Annotated in this window: 11 protein-coding genes and 1 pseudogene; 6 read left to right on the plus strand and 6 right to left on the minus strand. The window is 54.2% G+C overall.

Going from position 1 to position 14,858, the window contains the following annotated elements; all coding sequences use genetic code 11:
* The first annotated feature begins 73 nt into the window (after positions 1-73).
* Positions 74-1,648 (plus strand): arylsulfatase, encoded by a 1,575-nt coding sequence (locus AC2FIS_RS20420; RefSeq protein WP_496775143.1) that lies wholly within the window; start codon positions 74-76, stop codon positions 1,646-1,648.
* A 268-nt stretch (positions 1,649-1,916) separates the two neighbouring features.
* On the opposite strand, the gene AC2FIS_RS20425 is transcribed toward AC2FIS_RS20420, so the two are convergent.
* Positions 1,917-2,597, minus strand: coding sequence for an IS6 family transposase (locus AC2FIS_RS20425; protein WP_496775144.1), 681 nt, complete (start codon positions 2,595-2,597; stop codon positions 1,917-1,919).
* Positions 2,598-2,672: 75 nt separating this feature from the next.
* Here AC2FIS_RS20425 and AC2FIS_RS20430 point away from each other — a divergent pair.
* Positions 2,673-2,870: pseudogene (locus tag AC2FIS_RS20430) on the plus strand (DDE-type integrase/transposase/recombinase); the annotation flags it as partial.
* 245 nt (positions 2,871-3,115) lie between these two features.
* Here the strand turns inward: AC2FIS_RS20430 and AC2FIS_RS20435 are convergent.
* Entirely contained in the window at positions 3,116-4,183 is a 1,068-nt protein-coding gene (locus AC2FIS_RS20435; protein ID WP_496775145.1) for a ParB/RepB/Spo0J family partition protein, read from the minus strand.
* Positions 4,176-5,561, minus strand: a complete 1,386-nt coding sequence (locus tag AC2FIS_RS20440; RefSeq protein WP_496775146.1) for an AAA family ATPase — start codon at positions 5,559-5,561, stop codon at positions 4,176-4,178. Before AC2FIS_RS20440 ends, AC2FIS_RS20435 begins: the two co-directional genes overlap by 8 nt.
* A gap of 579 nt (positions 5,562-6,140) precedes the next feature.
* Between AC2FIS_RS20440 and AC2FIS_RS20445 the strand changes: the two genes are divergently transcribed.
* Positions 6,141-7,400 (plus strand): replication initiation protein, encoded by a 1,260-nt coding sequence (locus tag AC2FIS_RS20445; protein WP_496724792.1) that lies wholly within the window; start codon positions 6,141-6,143, stop codon positions 7,398-7,400.
* A gap of 28 nt (positions 7,401-7,428) precedes the next feature.
* On the opposite strand, the gene AC2FIS_RS20450 is transcribed toward AC2FIS_RS20445, so the two are convergent.
* The 3 genes from AC2FIS_RS20450 to AC2FIS_RS20460 form a co-directional block, all read right to left on the minus strand.
* Positions 7,429-9,735, minus strand: coding sequence for a Tex family protein (locus tag AC2FIS_RS20450; RefSeq protein ID WP_496775147.1), 2,307 nt, complete (start codon positions 9,733-9,735; stop codon positions 7,429-7,431).
* A 75-nt stretch (positions 9,736-9,810) separates the two neighbouring features.
* On the minus strand, positions 9,811-10,833 hold the full coding sequence (locus AC2FIS_RS20455) for an Ldh family oxidoreductase (protein ID WP_496775148.1): 1,023 nt from the start codon (positions 10,831-10,833) through the stop codon (positions 9,811-9,813).
* Positions 10,834-10,920: 87 nt separating this feature from the next.
* Positions 10,921-11,865 carry a c-type cytochrome gene (locus AC2FIS_RS20460; protein WP_496775149.1) on the minus strand — a complete coding sequence of 315 codons (945 nt, stop codon included), beginning with the start codon at positions 11,863-11,865 and terminating at the stop codon, positions 10,921-10,923.
* Between the two features lie 18 nt (positions 11,866-11,883).
* Here AC2FIS_RS20460 and AC2FIS_RS20465 point away from each other — a divergent pair, with 18 nt between their 5' ends.
* The 3 genes from AC2FIS_RS20465 to AC2FIS_RS20475 are packed head-to-tail and all read left to right on the plus strand — an operon-like array spanning position 11,884 to position 14,367.
* Positions 11,884-12,486: an RNA polymerase sigma factor gene (locus AC2FIS_RS20465; RefSeq protein WP_496775150.1), complete on the plus strand. Its 603-nt coding sequence runs from the start codon at positions 11,884-11,886 to the stop codon at positions 12,484-12,486.
* Positions 12,483-13,229, plus strand: coding sequence for an anti-sigma factor family protein (locus tag AC2FIS_RS20470; RefSeq protein ID WP_496775151.1), 747 nt, complete (start codon positions 12,483-12,485; stop codon positions 13,227-13,229). The genes AC2FIS_RS20465 and AC2FIS_RS20470 overlap by 4 nt, the downstream gene beginning before the upstream one ends.
* 58 nt (positions 13,230-13,287) lie before the next feature.
* Positions 13,288-14,367, plus strand: coding sequence for a helix-turn-helix domain-containing protein (locus AC2FIS_RS20475; protein ID WP_496775152.1), 1,080 nt, complete (start codon positions 13,288-13,290; stop codon positions 14,365-14,367).
* The last annotated feature ends 491 nt before the right edge of the window (positions 14,368-14,858 follow it).

Below are 14,858 nucleotides of genomic sequence, written 5' to 3' on the forward strand. Positions count from 1 at the left end.
TCGACCGCTATCCCTGATGGACCCTTCGATACTCCCACCATCGATATCGTCTTCTACGTCCACAGAGGTAAAAATGTTCATTCTTCGATCTGTTGCGGTTTCCGCCACGCTGGCCACAGCTTCGGTTTGTGCCATGCCAGTTTTGGCCGAAACCGACCAACCCAATATCCTTGTCATAATGGCCGACGATGTCGGCTGGGCCAGTCTGGGCAGCTACCATCAGGGTGTAAAAAGCATCAAAACCCCCAACCTTGATCAGCTTGCTGCGGATGGCATGCGTCTGACGGATTACTATGCGCAGCCAAGCTGTACCGCCGGACGGTCTGCCTTTATCACCGGACAATTTCCGGTTCGAACTGGGATGCACACAGTTGGCCTGCCCGGAGACCCTGAAAAAGGTCTGAGCGAAAATGACCCTACTCTAGCCAACATGCTAAAATCTCTGGGCTACACAACTGGTCAATTTGGCAAGAACCATCTGGGCGATATGAACAAGTTCCTGCCAACAGTGAAAGGTTTTGACGAATACTGGGGCTGGCTCTATCACCTGAACGCGATGGAATACACATCCGATCCGGACTGGCCGAAAGATCAGAAATTCAACGACACTTTTGGCCCCCGGAACATCATCCACGCCTACGCAACGAATACCATGGATGAAACTATTGATCCGCGCTGGGGTTTGGTCGGAAAGCAACGCATCATCGACGATGGTCCCGCTCCGCCCGAGCGGCAGAAGACGCTCGACAATGAAGTAACAGCGCACACACTGGACTTCATCAACCGCGCGGTTGACAATGAAACGCCTTTCTTCGTTTGGATGGCCCCGGCGCGCGCGCATGTCTGGACCCATCTGAGCCCCGAATACGAAGCCATGTTGGGTGACGGGCGCGGTTTGCAGGATGTGGTCATGAAGGAGCTTGACGACAACGTGGGCAAAGTCATGGCTCGGTTGGACGAACTGGGCGTCTCAGAAAACACAATTGTCGTATTCACCTCGGATAATGGCCCTGAAACCATGACCTGGCCCGACGGGGGAACGACGCCATTCCATGGTGAAAAAGGGACAACCTGGGAGGGTGGTTTTCGCGTTCCTGCCATCATTCGTTGGCCCGGAAAAGTCCCAGCCGGAACCGTGAGCAATGGTATTTTTGCCGGTCTTGACTGGATGCCCACTCTTGTTGCCGCCGCTGGCGGCCCGAACGATCTGCCCGGATCATTACTCCAAGGCTACGAGGGCTATCAGGTGCATTTGGATGGGTTCAACCAACTGTCGTTTTTGACTGGGGACAGCGACAGCAACCGGGATGAGATCATCTACTACGAAGGTCCGGACTTGCAAGCGGTGCGGCATGGTGACTGGAAAGCGCACTTCACGATACAAACCGAAGGTTGGGCGGGACCCAAAGAAGAACTGAACGCACCCCTACTATTCAACCTGCGCCGCGATCCCTACGAAAAAGCGGCGGAGGAATCGGGGATGTATACACGGTGGATGGGCAACAAGATGTGGGCATTTGGTCCTGCTGCCAAAATCGTCCAAAACCACCTGTCTACGTTCAAGGAATATCCTCCACGGGGATCGGACATAACCAACCAGGGCCATGTCGAGGAGCAAATTTCGACCGAAGGGGGGATGTCGCAGTAGAAATCAATACTCGGGAGGCATCAATCGTTGCCTCCCGATCCATACTAGAATTTGCGCGAAAACACCTGCTTCCAAGCGTCCGCTTAACACAGTAATTTCAACTATTCGCCGCATCAGTCAATTTGGGCTCTTTTCTACCGTTCTCTGCTTTTCGTATCGGTGACTGGAGGCTCGTCTTGCCCCGTTTCAGTGGACGGTTTGAAAGGACCCGGCTGAGGATCTGTTGCGAAGTTTTGACCGGCCATAGTGATAGCGATGTACCGGCGGGCTAAGCCGCCAGCTCCGCGAATTGCCGAAACGGACAGACTCCGGGCGTGATTTGGCCTTTGCGGATCATGGGCGCCACTTCGATTCCTTCGAGCGTTGCCGCCGCTGAAGAGAATGACTTGAACCCCAGTGTTGGCCGAATGCGTTTCTTGATGAAACGATGATCCTGTTCCACGATGTTGTTGAGGTATTTCCGCCTGACCATCTCGATTGGGATCGGGCAATCAAAGCCTTTCAGCATCTTGTTGATTGCTTTGATACCAGCGGTGTTCGCACCGCTTTTGTCGATGACGATCTTTCGTGGAAGACCATTGCATTCCAGCATTCGAGCAAAGAACTTTGTGGCAGCCGGCTTATTCCGACGATGTGAAAGCATGAAATCGAGCGTTTTGCCGTGTTTGTCGACGGCTCGGTAGAGGTACACCCAAGCGCCTTTTACCTTGATGTAGGTCTCGTCCATCCGCCACGAGCGGTCACACGATGCCTTTCGCCTGCGCGCTACGTCTGCAATTACTCTGGCGTATTTTGTCACCCAGCGGTTCAGCGTAGTGTGATCTACCACAACGCCACGCTCGACCATGATTTCTTCAAGATCGCGGTACGACACACCGTATCGGACGTAGAAGAAGATTGCGAACAGGATCACATCCTTCGGATATTGCGCGCCTTTGAAAGAAATCATGAACCAACCTTCTTCTGAATGATGCCGTTCGCCACACAGGCGCTAACGCCATGAAGGTCAATGGTCAAAAGTTGGCAACAGAGCCACCTAAATAACATCGTGGAACAAGATCACAGGATTATCAAAAGACGAACCCGCCCTATGCTTGGCTTCAAGTCTTTTGAACCTGCATCTGCAACTCTTTCAGGTATCGAAGTCGAGCACATGATCCGAAAAGGCCAATTCACGCCTGGACTCTGTCCATTTCTACAGTTCGCAGAACTGGCTGCCTAACCCATCGACACAACAGCGGGTTTCTGAACAACCGCAAACTTTGCAACGGAACCCACACAATTTCGTTCCGACAAGTATAAGTTCATATTGGACTTTAAGGTAGTAAAGATTAAAGTCCTATAATGATCATTATATCTCCCTTTTGCCTACTGCATCGGTAACTCGGAAGTAGTGCGAATTTTCTTAATTTCGACTTGTCATTTGAAACCGATAGCAACAACCTTTTTTCCCGGTTTAGCACGAAACTAACCTAGGTGGCTCGCGATCTGCTCTATCAGTCGCTGAGCATCCTCCTCTGATACTCCCTGCAACCGGATCCGAATACGAACTTCATCTGGAGACAGTTCGGCTTGTACACTCCCTCCTCCAGCTAACTTAACCGGCGTTAATGGTTTTACTAGCTGCGGGCGTCCTCCACGGGCCTTCTTGTCCTTGGGCGAACGAGACAAACTCATTGCGTTTTCAAGAACGTCCCACTCTGTTTTTGGGTCAAAAACCTCTGCCTCTGCAAGTGCCTGACGAAGTTTGCTCTGGGCACCCCCTCTCAGCGCCGACGCGAGCTTCAATCCCGCTTTTTCCGAAAGTGCCACAGGATGCTGGAGCAAGTCACCAAGTGCTTCATGGACCATCGCAAAGCTGCGAACTTTAGATCTTTTGGCTTTGGAGGCGGCCGCAAACAAGACATCGACTGCGGCCTCAGTCGACTCGAATATCCCCTGCCCTACGGCTAAAACTGCGATACGTCCGCGTTCGTATGGGCTTAGGTTAGAGCGTAGCTCGTTTTCCTCAACCATCGACACGTAAGCCCCCTGCCCCGAACCGGCGCCTCTTACGAAGGCTGGAATGCTAGCAAATCGATCATCAGTTTTGGACAAACGACGAAACGCGTCCAAGCGCCTGAAACCCGAGATAAGGCCAAAACCATTGCCTTCGCGCGTCACTTCAATTGGTGTACGCAGCCCATTTGTTTTCAAAGACTCCAGGAGCTCCGCCATAGCCTCTTCGTCTTCGACCATCCGATCTCGTCGAATGTATTCGGCATCTATCAGCTCGATCGGCAGCATTTCAGCCACCAAACCAGCATCCTTTGCGTCCCGCCACCTTGCAGCGTCGCTCTGATCTTTGGCTAATTCGACACGGTCTGTAACAGTTGCCATTCCGCTTAAGGACGCAGCCTCAGCTGCTACCTGGGCAATCGGGGGTGTAGATGTTGTACCGTCAAACGGATTCAAAGAAGGTTTCGCGGCGAAACCCACCTCCAACTCTTCCAATTCCGCTGTGTTTGGAACAGCAAGTCTTCTACGTTTAGCCATTCGACTCTCCTCCCAATTGGGCATCACGCCACCAACAACCTATTAGAACTTCTTTGAATTCCGCGTATGTACGATCAAAAGTTTCACGTCCACGGACATAGGTTTCGCGGTTAAAATCTCTGTAGTCAGCCTCGTAAATACCATTCACTTGTTCACCGGCCTGCCCGACCAAAGCAGTGAAATCCTGTCGGTAAGCGTTCATGAAGTCGCCAAAGTACGCTTGGATCACGTTCGCCATATCTGTCTGTTGGCTGGCATCAAATCGGGTAATGATTGCCCGAACGACATCCCATTCGAACTTCAACTCTGGCAATCCGGCTGCTCGTTGGGCGGTATTTTCCCCATCTTCAATACTTGCGAACGTCGTATAGAGCATGTCGAAGAACCGGCCGGTTGAATCGAACTCCAGGAACGACGCTCCAAGCGGAACCAAGAGGATGTCCGCTGCAGCCAATGCGTTGATCGTTAGGTACCCAAGAGCAGGAGGGGTATCAACAAAAACGATGTCGTAATCGTTTAGAACACCTTCGTTCTCGAGAAAATTGGTGAGGCCATCCCACAATGGCCAACTTCTTAACCCCATACGCCACACCGGGATCTGGAACTCTGCCCAATACAAATTCAGTTGGGCGCCAATAAGGTCGATATTGGGCCAATGGGTTTTTTGAATAACGTCGGTTGGAGTAGTTTTTAGCGCTTCTTGCAGTGTTTCATCCAATGGGATTTCGGCCTGCCCCCCAGCCTGCCTGACGCGGTTTTCCTCTTGAACAGCCCTCGCGTAATCTTTTGCTATCAGCGGAAATACGGTTTGCCACTCGTCCGCAACCGATCCGCCAAGAATTGACGTCATCGATCCCTGGCTATCCAAATCAACTACAAGAACTTTGTAACCATCCAATGCCGCAGACATAGCGAGGTGAGCAGCGGTTGAAGTTTTGCCAACCCCGCCTTTGAAGTTTGCTACTGATACAACTTTCGCAGGCAGGCCCTCCGGGCGATATGGCAAGTATTCTTTGGTGCTGACACCTTCTGCCGCAAAGTGTTTTCGAAGGATTAGAACCTCTTCAAGAGTAAACCACTTTGACCCTGCTTCTCCTTCTCCTTGTGGAAGCTCTGTATTAGCTTTGAGAACACGTCTTAGGTGAGCAGGCGCTACAGGAATAAGGTATTTGGTGATTTCCCAAATAGAAAAACGACGTAAACGTTTTTCACCGTCGGGCGCATAGCCTCTCCGGGCTAAATCTTCGCGTCCTTTTGCACAGAAAGTGGCAGCTTTTGCGAATCGCGAAGTTCCAATAGGATCTGGCAACTTCGCTGCTGCTTTTTCTGGATCGAGATTAAGATAAGGAGGCAGGGGAGGTTGGTTAGTCTTATTCACTGTCGATTCCTCAGGTAATGTTCGCCTTGCCGGCGTATATGGTGCAATGTAGCGAACATTTGGGTGGGAGGCTATCCTTCCATTTCGATTTTTCCACAGAAGTTGGGGCGACCACTAGGTTTCGCAGCGAAACTCAAACAATCAATAAAAATGAACGCAACAAATCGTTTAGTTTATTTGTAATATTTAGAATCTTTGGGATGAAAAAATATATTATAGTCAATAGCTTAACTTACATTGGGTATCCGTTTACAGGGTGTAAAGGACCCTAATACGGGATCATAGGTACCCAAACACAGGTTCTATGGTGTCAAGTTACGGTAAATAGGGGGCCGATTCTCAGGACGGTGCTTTTCAAAGCGGAAAAGGCTCTAATACGCGGTTCAGCGCATGGAAGTATCCTTGTTCTTTGCTTCGAGGGAATCCCATTTTAGGTGTTTCTGTGGATAACCTCAGGACCGCTTCCAATAGGTACCCATCCACGGGATTGAACAAATCCTGTATTTGGGCACCCAAATTAGATTGCAACTCAGGTACCTATCATGCAAACAATAAGGAAACGAGCAGCCAGGCAGAATCATGCCGGATACACAAGTTGACATGGACAATCTCTCAGGCGCGTTACGCCGTGAGACAGTGAAGAAGAACGTTGCCGCGATTCACATCAGTGGCAAGCTGTCGTTGTTGCAACGCAAGTTGTCGAACGTTTTATTGTTGAATGCTTATGATGCTTTAACGTCCGCGCCTACCCATACAATTGATGCCAGAACATTGGCAATGATGGTTGGGTATAATTCAAACGACTTTGACACGCTGCGTGCAAGCTTGCGGGCTCTGGCGGAAACGGTCGCGGAATGGGATATGCTAGACGAACAGGGGCGCCAAGAATGGGGTGTCTCATCTTTGTTGAGTTTTGCCAAACTGAAGAATGGTATCTGTGAATACGCATATTCACCAGCATTGGCTCAGAAACTCTATGATCCGAAGATATATGCGTTAATAAATGTCCAGATTCAGAGAAATTTCAGTTCTGGGCACGGTTTAGCGCTTTATGAAAATTGCTATCGATTTGTCCGGACAGGGTCGACGGGTTGGTGGGCGCTGGATGTCTTTAGGAAACTCATGGGGGTCGACGGGAGCGATTACTACGGCAGCTTCAAGCACCTAAATGCCAAGATCATTAAACCAGCTGTCGCCGAAGTTAACAAAAGTTCTGATATTCTCATTGAGCCTGAATTCCAAAAGAAAGGACGAACGGTTACAGATATCCGGTTCCTGATAAAGGGTAACCCGCAGAAAGCGATGTTTGAGATTGATGATGAAGATGGCGTCCGAAATCTCACAATCTACAAGACGCTACGCCAGCAGGGCGTGTCCGACAGGTTGGCACGTCAATGGATTTCTGAGCATGGCGAAGACTATGTTCGGGAAAAGCTCGAATATGCCAGGGGCAAGGATGGCATAAAGTCAACTCTTGGTTTTCTTTCCGCTGCCTTGCGGGACAACTATCAAGCGCCAGAAAAGAAAACGTCGGCGGTGCCAGACCCATCAGTGGGTGAAGCAGCAAAACGCAGGACTGCAGAACAAGAGCAGCAGGACAAGGAATACGAAGCAAGGACTGCCGAGCGAACCGAACGTGCGCGGCGGTTGGCAATTGTTGAGGACCTGGTTTCGCGGCGAAACCCAACGCAACGCGATGCCGACAAGCGGCTCTTTCTATCGGACCTTGATAATGATCTTGACCGAGAACATTTCAGGGCTCATGGGTGGCGATCAGGGTTGAACGCCACAAAGATATTTGAGTTCTGGGAGGAGCTTGAACCAGACGCATTCACGTGAGCGTTGTTTCAATAACGCGTATCCAAGGCTATTGCTTTTTGAGCGCAGATTTTAAAGCGTCACCAAATGCGCTGTGGTGCGCGTTTTCTACAGATTTTGCGTATTGCGCCGGTTTCCCTTTTGAGCGGTAGGAGCGCTTATCTGAACCCTTGCCGTCCTGTTCTGGAAGCGCCGAGGCTCCGCCATCCTTGCGCATGGTCAGGCCAATACGTTTGCGTTGCACGTCAACCTCGACCACGGTGACTTTGACCACCTGGCCCGTTTTTACCACCTCATGCGGGTCTTTGACAAACCTATCCGCAAGTTGACTGACATGGACCAAACCGTCCTGATGCACGCCCACGTCGACAAAAGCGCCAAACGCGGCCACGTTGGTGACTGTCCCTTCCAGCACCATTCCTGGTTTTAGATCGGTAATCTCTTCGACCCCATCGGTAAACGAGGCGGTCACGAAACTAGGGCGGGGATCACGACCTGGCTTTTCCAGCTCTGAGAAAATGTCTTGCACAGTCGGAAGGCCAAAATCTTCATCCACAAACTGTTCTACACGCAGCCCTTTCAAGGCACCGTCATGCCCCATGATTTGGCGAATATCACAACCACAGGCTGATACGACCCGTTTCGCAATTTTGTATGCTTCTGGATGCACCGAGGACGCGTCCAAGGGTTCCACGCCATCCCGTATCCGCAAAAAACCTGCGCACTGTTCGTAGGCGCGCGGCCCAAGACGCGCGACGCGCAGCAACTCCTTACGGGATTGGAACGCGCCGTTCAGATCACGATGCATGACAATAGCCTCTGCAAGTCCGGGCCCAAGACCAGAAACGTGTGAGAGTAGGGGGGCAGAGGCCGTATTCAGATCCACACCCACAGCATTCACAACGTCTTCGATTACGGAAGCCAGTGACTGTGACAGGCGATGTTGATCAACGTCGTGCTGGTATTGACCGACGCCAATGGATTTTGGTTCGATCTTTACCAGTTCTGCCAGCGGATCCTGCAGGCGGCGGGCAATCGAAACAGCGCCACGCAGCGATACATCCAGGTCCGGAAATTCACGCGCGGCCAATTCTGATGCCGAATAGACCGAAGCTCCGGCCTCTGAAACGACAACCTTGGTTGGGGCTTTGACGCCCTTCGGCAGCAGTTTTAACGTGTCAGCAACCATCTTTTCGGTCTCGCGGCTCGCTGTGCCGTTGCCGATAGCGATGAGGTCGATCCTATGGGCTGAGATCAAGCGCAGGATCGCCGCCTGCGATCCGCGCAAATCATTCTTGGGTTGGAATGGGTACAAGGTTTCCGTCGCAACCACCTTGCCTGTTGCATCAACGACTGCGGCTTTGACGCCGGTTCGAATTCCAGGGTCCAACCCCAAGGTAGCCCGCGCGCCGGCAGGTGCGGAGAACAATAAGTCTTTGAGATTGCGGGAAAAAACATGAATTGCTTCGTCTTGTGCACGGCTGCGTAAATCGGCCATCAACTCGACCATCATCGAAAGGGACAGTTTTACCCGCCACGTCCAGCCGGCAACTTTCCGCAGCCATTTATCACCGGGTGCATCGTTGCGTGTCTGCAGATGAGCAGCCACCATAGCTTCGGCTCGCGCGGCGCCAGCCTCGGGCTCGGGGGCGATGTCCAGCGTCACGATCCCCTCTTTCGACGCTCGTAACATTGCCAGGGCGCGGTGCGATGGGGTCTTGGCCCAAAGCTCCGAATGATCGAAGTAGTCGCTGAACTTGGCACCTTCTTGCTGTTTACCGTCGATCACTTTCGAGGTCAGCAAAGCCTCGCGTTGCATGAAATTTCGCAACTCACCCAGAAGGGCGGCGTTTTCAGTCAACCGTTCAGTGATTATGTCCCGAGCGCCATTCAATGCGTCCTTTGTCGTGGGAACCGCTTCACTAATGTAACCCTTTGCCAGCCCTTCGGGATCTGCGGAACGGTTCGATAGGATTGCATCGGCAAGCGGTTCCAGCCCGTTTTCGCGCGCAATCATCGCCTTGGTGCGACGCTTGGGCTTGTAGGGCAGGTAGACGTCTTCCAGTTGGGCTTTGGTGTCTGCCTGTGCGATGGATTTCGCCAACTCGTCGGTCAACTTGTCCTGATCCTTGATTGAACTCAGGATGGTTGCGCGCCGCGCCTCTAGTTCGCGCAGATAGGTCAAACGGTCCGACAAAGTTCGAAGTTGCGTGTCATCCAACCCGCCAGTCACCTCTTTGCGGTAACGTGCCACGAATGGTACCGTGGCCCCTTCGTCCAGCAATTTTACCGCTGCTCCGACCTGTTCAGGGCGGGCGTTGATTTCGGTGGCGATGGTGCGGGCGATGCGGTCCAAGGGGGCCTCCTGAATTCAATTGGGAGGAACTTCTTAGCCAGCCGCACCGCTAAGGGGAAGAGAAGATCGCGGGCCTTACACCTGTTCGGCCAAAACCAGCAAATCTTCGTGTAGGGTTTTCGCGATCTCAACGTATCCACGGGCAGTGTTGCGTGCGCGCGCAGCGAAACGTCTTTGCGATGGCAAGCGTGCACCCTGATCGACGATATCGGCAAACAGACGTTCGGCGCGATCATCATTTGCTGCGGCACGACCACCGCTGAACTGGGCGGGGTCAAAGGCCAGAATGATCTCGCCGTGATAGGGCGCGCCGCCTTGGCCCTCGGCAAACTCCATGCTTTCCAGGCTGGTCAGGTCGTCGATCAACGGACCGGCCAACAGCTCGATCATGGTTGACAGTGCAGACCCTTTGTAGCTGCCGAAGGTCAGCATCGCCCCCTCCATCGCAGTTTGCGGATCGTTGGTCGGATTGCCGTCCTTGTCTATGGCCACACCTTCGGGCAGAGGCTTACCCGCCCTGTGATAAAGCTCAATCTCACCACGGGCAAAGGCGCTGGTGGCAAAATCAAACGTAAACGGGTCCTTGCCCTGACGCGGCCAGCTGAAAGCCAGCGGGTTCGTACCCAGACTGCCCCGAGTCCCCCCAGCCGGTGCGACCCAGCTGTGGCTGGGCACCATCGCCATCGCGGCCAGACCTTCTGAAGACAGACTTTCCACTTCGGGCCAAAGGGCCGAGAAGTGAAAACAGCGATTGATTGCCATTGCAGCGATGCCGTGGGTGCGGGTCTTTTCGATCAGCACAGGCAATGCTTCGCGAAAAGCCAGCAAAGACATGCCGCCGCGCGCATCGACACGGACAATGGCATTATCCGAAGGCGCAACATCCGGGGCCACATGCCCGTCAATCTTGCCCGCCTTCATGGTGTCATTGCACATGAACAGGCGGAACAACCCATGAGATTGGCAATCGTCGACCTGGCAGGTCGTCAATACATCGGCAATGGCGGCCGCGTGTTCCGGGCCAAACCCCGACTTGGTCAGGATGGACAGGCTGAGGTTCCGGATCTCGTCCGGTGTCAGTTTGACCGTGTCGCTCATGCCGCGCGTCTCCCTTGTCTGAGGTCATACAAGGGATAGCGTGGCGGTGCGTGTAATGGGAACCCGCTTTATTGGATTGGTTCAGGTTTAACCCTGTGCTTCGGCTTGCAAATAGGCGATCACATTCACGATATCGGATTCCTTTTTCAGGCCGCGAAACTGCATCTTGTTGCCGGGAACTGTGCCTTTGGGATCCGCCAGAAAGGCGGTCAGGGTGTCGGTTGTCCAGACGATACCCGACCCCTTTAGAGGTTCCGAGAACTTAAATCCGTCAGCCTGACCCGCCGTAGCGCCGATAATGCGGTGAAGCGATGGGCCCACCGTATGGCGGTTTTCGTCCAACTTGTGGCAAGCGCTGCATTTACGGAACACCTTCTTACCTGCTTTGACGTCACCTTCGATAGCAACGGCGGCAGTTACGGCGGTGGCGGCAGGTTCGGCTTGGGCTTTCTTTTCGTCCAGGTTAAATATCAGGCGCGCTGTGATGGGTACGGTCCGGGTGATGCCGGGCAGGTCGGCCAATTCCATCAACTTTTCCACACCAGCATCGACGCCTGCATCTTCTGTACTGATGAACACCATGTCATTTGTTGAAACCAAGACGGATGTTTCAGACAGGCGCGCCACAAACATCTCGGCATCAAACGCTACATCTGTGCCTGCCAGCGAAAGCATCGCTTCGACATCGACAATCGTGGTTTCCCCAACGCTCAGGGCTGTTAGGTCTGCCATGTCGAATTGCGCCGTCAGCGATGCGCTGCCAGCTTTGCGGAACACGTATTCAACCATTCGTTCGTTGCGAATGTCGATATTGGTTTCCACCGACGAAAGGTCAATTTCAATATCGGCCTTGCCATCCGGGCCGACTTGCCCAGAGAGATTTGTGAAGGAATTAACTTCACCCACGGTATCTTTTTTGATCGAACCATAGGCCAGATGCGAACCTTCGGGGGCCAACGTCCAAGTTTGGGACAAAACAGGGGTTGCAACAATCGCCGACGCGATTGTGACTGCCTTCAACAGAAGTTTCATTTCTTTCCTCCTCGGGTTATGTCAGTCCTGACCCCGCGGGCCCAGTCCGTGAAAAGCAAACACACACAGGTCGCGATTTATTCGATGAGTCCCGATATTTCCTCCGAACAGGCCGTGCGCGGCGCAATCCAGACGCATTCCAAACGGGTCTGGCGGTTTGGTCTTGCACTTTCAGGGGCGTCGGATGTTGCCGATGATTTATTGCAATCGACGTGTCTGCGTGCGTTGGAGCGTCATCATCAGGTCACATCGTATGATCGGCTGGACAGTTGGCTGATGACGATCTGCCGCTCGATCTGGTTGAACGAGGTGCGCGCACGCTCTGTGCGCAAGGCGCAGGCTCTGTCCGTGACGCCAGAGGCCGAATTAGTTGCGACCGGACCGGATTCAGAAACGAATATTTTCGCCGCTGAGGTGTTTACACAAGTAATGGAGTTGCCAGAAGCGCAGCGGGAGACAGTCATGCTTGTGTTTGTTGAAGGATACAGCTACCGCGAAGCCGCCGCGTTGCTGGAGGTGCCAATAGGCACTATCATGAGCCGGTTGTCCAACGCCCGGCAGAAACTGAAAAACGTGATGCAGCATGATGCGGCAGACACCGTTCGACGGAGTGGCAAATGAAGTTTTCCGACGAGACGCTGAGGGCGTATCTGGAAGGCAATGCGGATGCGGCCGAGGCCGCCGCAATCGAAGCGGCGATCGAAATCGATCTTGCGCTGGAACAACGCCTGATGACACTGGACCCGCTGGCACCTGTGGTTCAATCAGTGTTCGAAAACATTCCCGCGGCCGCGCCGCAGATTGAATTGCCGCAACCAATGCCGGTCAGTACGGTCCGCACCTCGGGCGGCCCCTGGCGCTTGATGGCAGTTGCGGCGTCAGTGGCCGTCGTGGCCGTGTCCGCAACTTTCTGGGCCACACGTCCCGAGCCGATGGGGTGGGCCGAACAGGCGGCAATCTACCAGTCACTTTATTCGCCGGACACGATTGCATCGCTGGACAATTCTCCGGCTGCGCTTGATGCGCAATTTGCGCGGGCTGAGGCACAGCTGGGCCGGTCGCTTAACCGGGATGCGCTTGAAACGCTGCCCGGATTGGAATTGAAACGCGCTCAGGTTCTGTCTTTTAAGGGGAAACCTCTTATTCAGGTGGTCTTTGCGGATGATCAGGGTCAGCCGCTGGCGTTTTGTGTGATCCGCCAGGGTGAGGGTGCGCCGGCAAAGGATGTCAAGCTTGCGGCGATAAGTGGTGTTGCCACTGCGACATGGGCGCAGAATGGATATGGCTATATGCTAATCGGCAGCAGCGAGCAGACCGATCTTGACCAGCAACTGGACATTCTGACCACAACATTTGCCGGTTGACCGGGGCAGGGCGAAATACGCCTTGTGAACCGCACGAAATATCCGAAATATAGTGGGCATGACGACGAAACCTGTGATGCCGGATCCGGATGACGACGACGATGTGGTTGGTCCTCCCAGCATTTATGACACAGACCCGCCTGAGGATGATGATCTTTGGTTCCTCCCCCCGGATGAGGACCTCGCGAAGGATGTATTTCTGCCGCCCGGTCCGGTGGTCGATCGCCGCCTGCTGTTTGATCCAAGGGACTGGCGCGCGGCGCAGGCCGAGCTGTCTTATGAACTGGCCGAACTGGCGGCCACATTCGGGGCGTTGGACGAACGTTTGCGCGCAGGGCCGACAGGGTGGGGACACCGGCTGGCGCTGATGGATGTGTCTGATCTGGGCTGGTGGACAGGGGATCGGATCGGTGTCGACCGACTTGCGTTGTGGGTCGGATTACGGATTGGCGCAACCGGCGATGATGTCCAGGCGATGTTCCGTGCGGCCTGGGCCGTGCGCCGTCTGACGTCGGGGGCCGGACCAGCAGAGGGCGGCTGGCCAAACGGTTTGACGGCGTTTCTGGATCGCATGGCACAGGGCATCGAAGATACGCCGGAATCCGTCGCGGATCTGGTCGAGGTCATGCAGAACGCGGAAGGCTTGCATCCCGTCACGCAGGCCGCAATCGGGTTTCATGCCTGGCGCGCCCTGTCAGAAGGCGCTGGTCAGGACACAGAGGCCGCAGTCATTGCAGCCCGCCTTGCTGCGTCGATGGGGCGGGGCGGGGCGATCTTCATGCCGCTGGCGCTGTCTGGTCCGGGGGCGTTGCGCGGGGTTGGCGAGCCGCAGGAAAAACTCTCGGCCTGGATCAGGGGGGCAGGGCAGTCGATATTGGCGGCTTTGTTGCACCTGGATCGGGTCAGCGCCTGGGATCAGCGCGCCCGCGAGGCGACAAGTGACCTGAGCGGCCGCACGCCACCGCGCCTGATCGACGCGCTGACCGCATGGCCCATGGTGTCGGCACCGCTTGCCGAAGACCTGACGCAAGCGTCGCGCGCTGCGGTACAACGCAATATCGACCGTTTTATGGGCCGCGGTTTGGTCCGAGAAGTAACGGGGCAGGGGCGTTACCGGGTCTGGACGGCTGCGCTGTGATCTTTGAACAGCCCGCGATATGTCCGGGCGGCAAAACGTGAAACCCAAATCTTGTTGGTGTACTCTTTTGTCGTGTTGTCAGGCGACACATAATTCTGCCACCAGCGACAGAACCTTGCCATTTTCGCCTCACTTCCTTCATCCAGCACTTAGACCGATTTCATTGATCCTGACTTCCTTTTGGGAAAATTAAGGATGATTTGCAGACCAGACGCCGAAGGCGCCTGTTCCTGCTGATCTGCCACGTGGCGAACGCGGATGGTGGCGAGGCAATGCTATTCGACAATGGTGGTGCGGCCCGCAGGCGCAGCCGAGGACACGGTGTTGTCTAATAGGGTTGCCCGAGGGGGAAGGCAGCGTCTTACCCCTGATGGCCAGGGGCGTTTGGCTTGTCCAAATCCCGCTGGCCCCAAAACAAGTGCGGCGGAGCAGGCCGCGCCTTTACTATTTGCGCCAGAACGCGTTGTTATTCTAATGAATCGGGCGGATTC

The organism is Ruegeria sp. CDSB113 (assembly GCF_059611045.1).

Coding starts and splice junctions, on each gene's coding strand:
- AC2FIS_RS20420 (WP_496775143.1), top strand. CDS start 74: ATGTTCATTCTTCGATCTGTTGCGGTTTCCGCCACGCTGGCCACAGCT.
- AC2FIS_RS20470 (WP_496775151.1), top strand. CDS start 12,483: ATGAAGTTTTCCGACGAGACGCTGAGGGCGTATCTGGAAGGCAATGCG.
- AC2FIS_RS20425 (WP_496775144.1), bottom strand. CDS start 2,597: ATGATTTCTTTCAAAGGCGCGCAATATCCGAAGGATGTGATCCTGTTC.
- AC2FIS_RS20435 (WP_496775145.1), bottom strand. CDS start 4,183: ATGGCTAAACGTAGAAGACTTGCTGTTCCAAACACAGCGGAATTGGAA.
- AC2FIS_RS20475 (WP_496775152.1), top strand. CDS start 13,288: ATGACGACGAAACCTGTGATGCCGGATCCGGATGACGACGACGATGTG.
- AC2FIS_RS20465 (WP_496775150.1), top strand. CDS start 11,884: ATGTCAGTCCTGACCCCGCGGGCCCAGTCCGTGAAAAGCAAACACACA.
- AC2FIS_RS20460 (WP_496775149.1), bottom strand. CDS start 11,865: ATGAAACTTCTGTTGAAGGCAGTCACAATCGCGTCGGCGATTGTTGCA.
- AC2FIS_RS20445 (WP_496724792.1), top strand. CDS start 6,141: ATGCCGGATACACAAGTTGACATGGACAATCTCTCAGGCGCGTTACGC.
- AC2FIS_RS20455 (WP_496775148.1), bottom strand. CDS start 10,833: ATGAGCGACACGGTCAAACTGACACCGGACGAGATCCGGAACCTCAGC.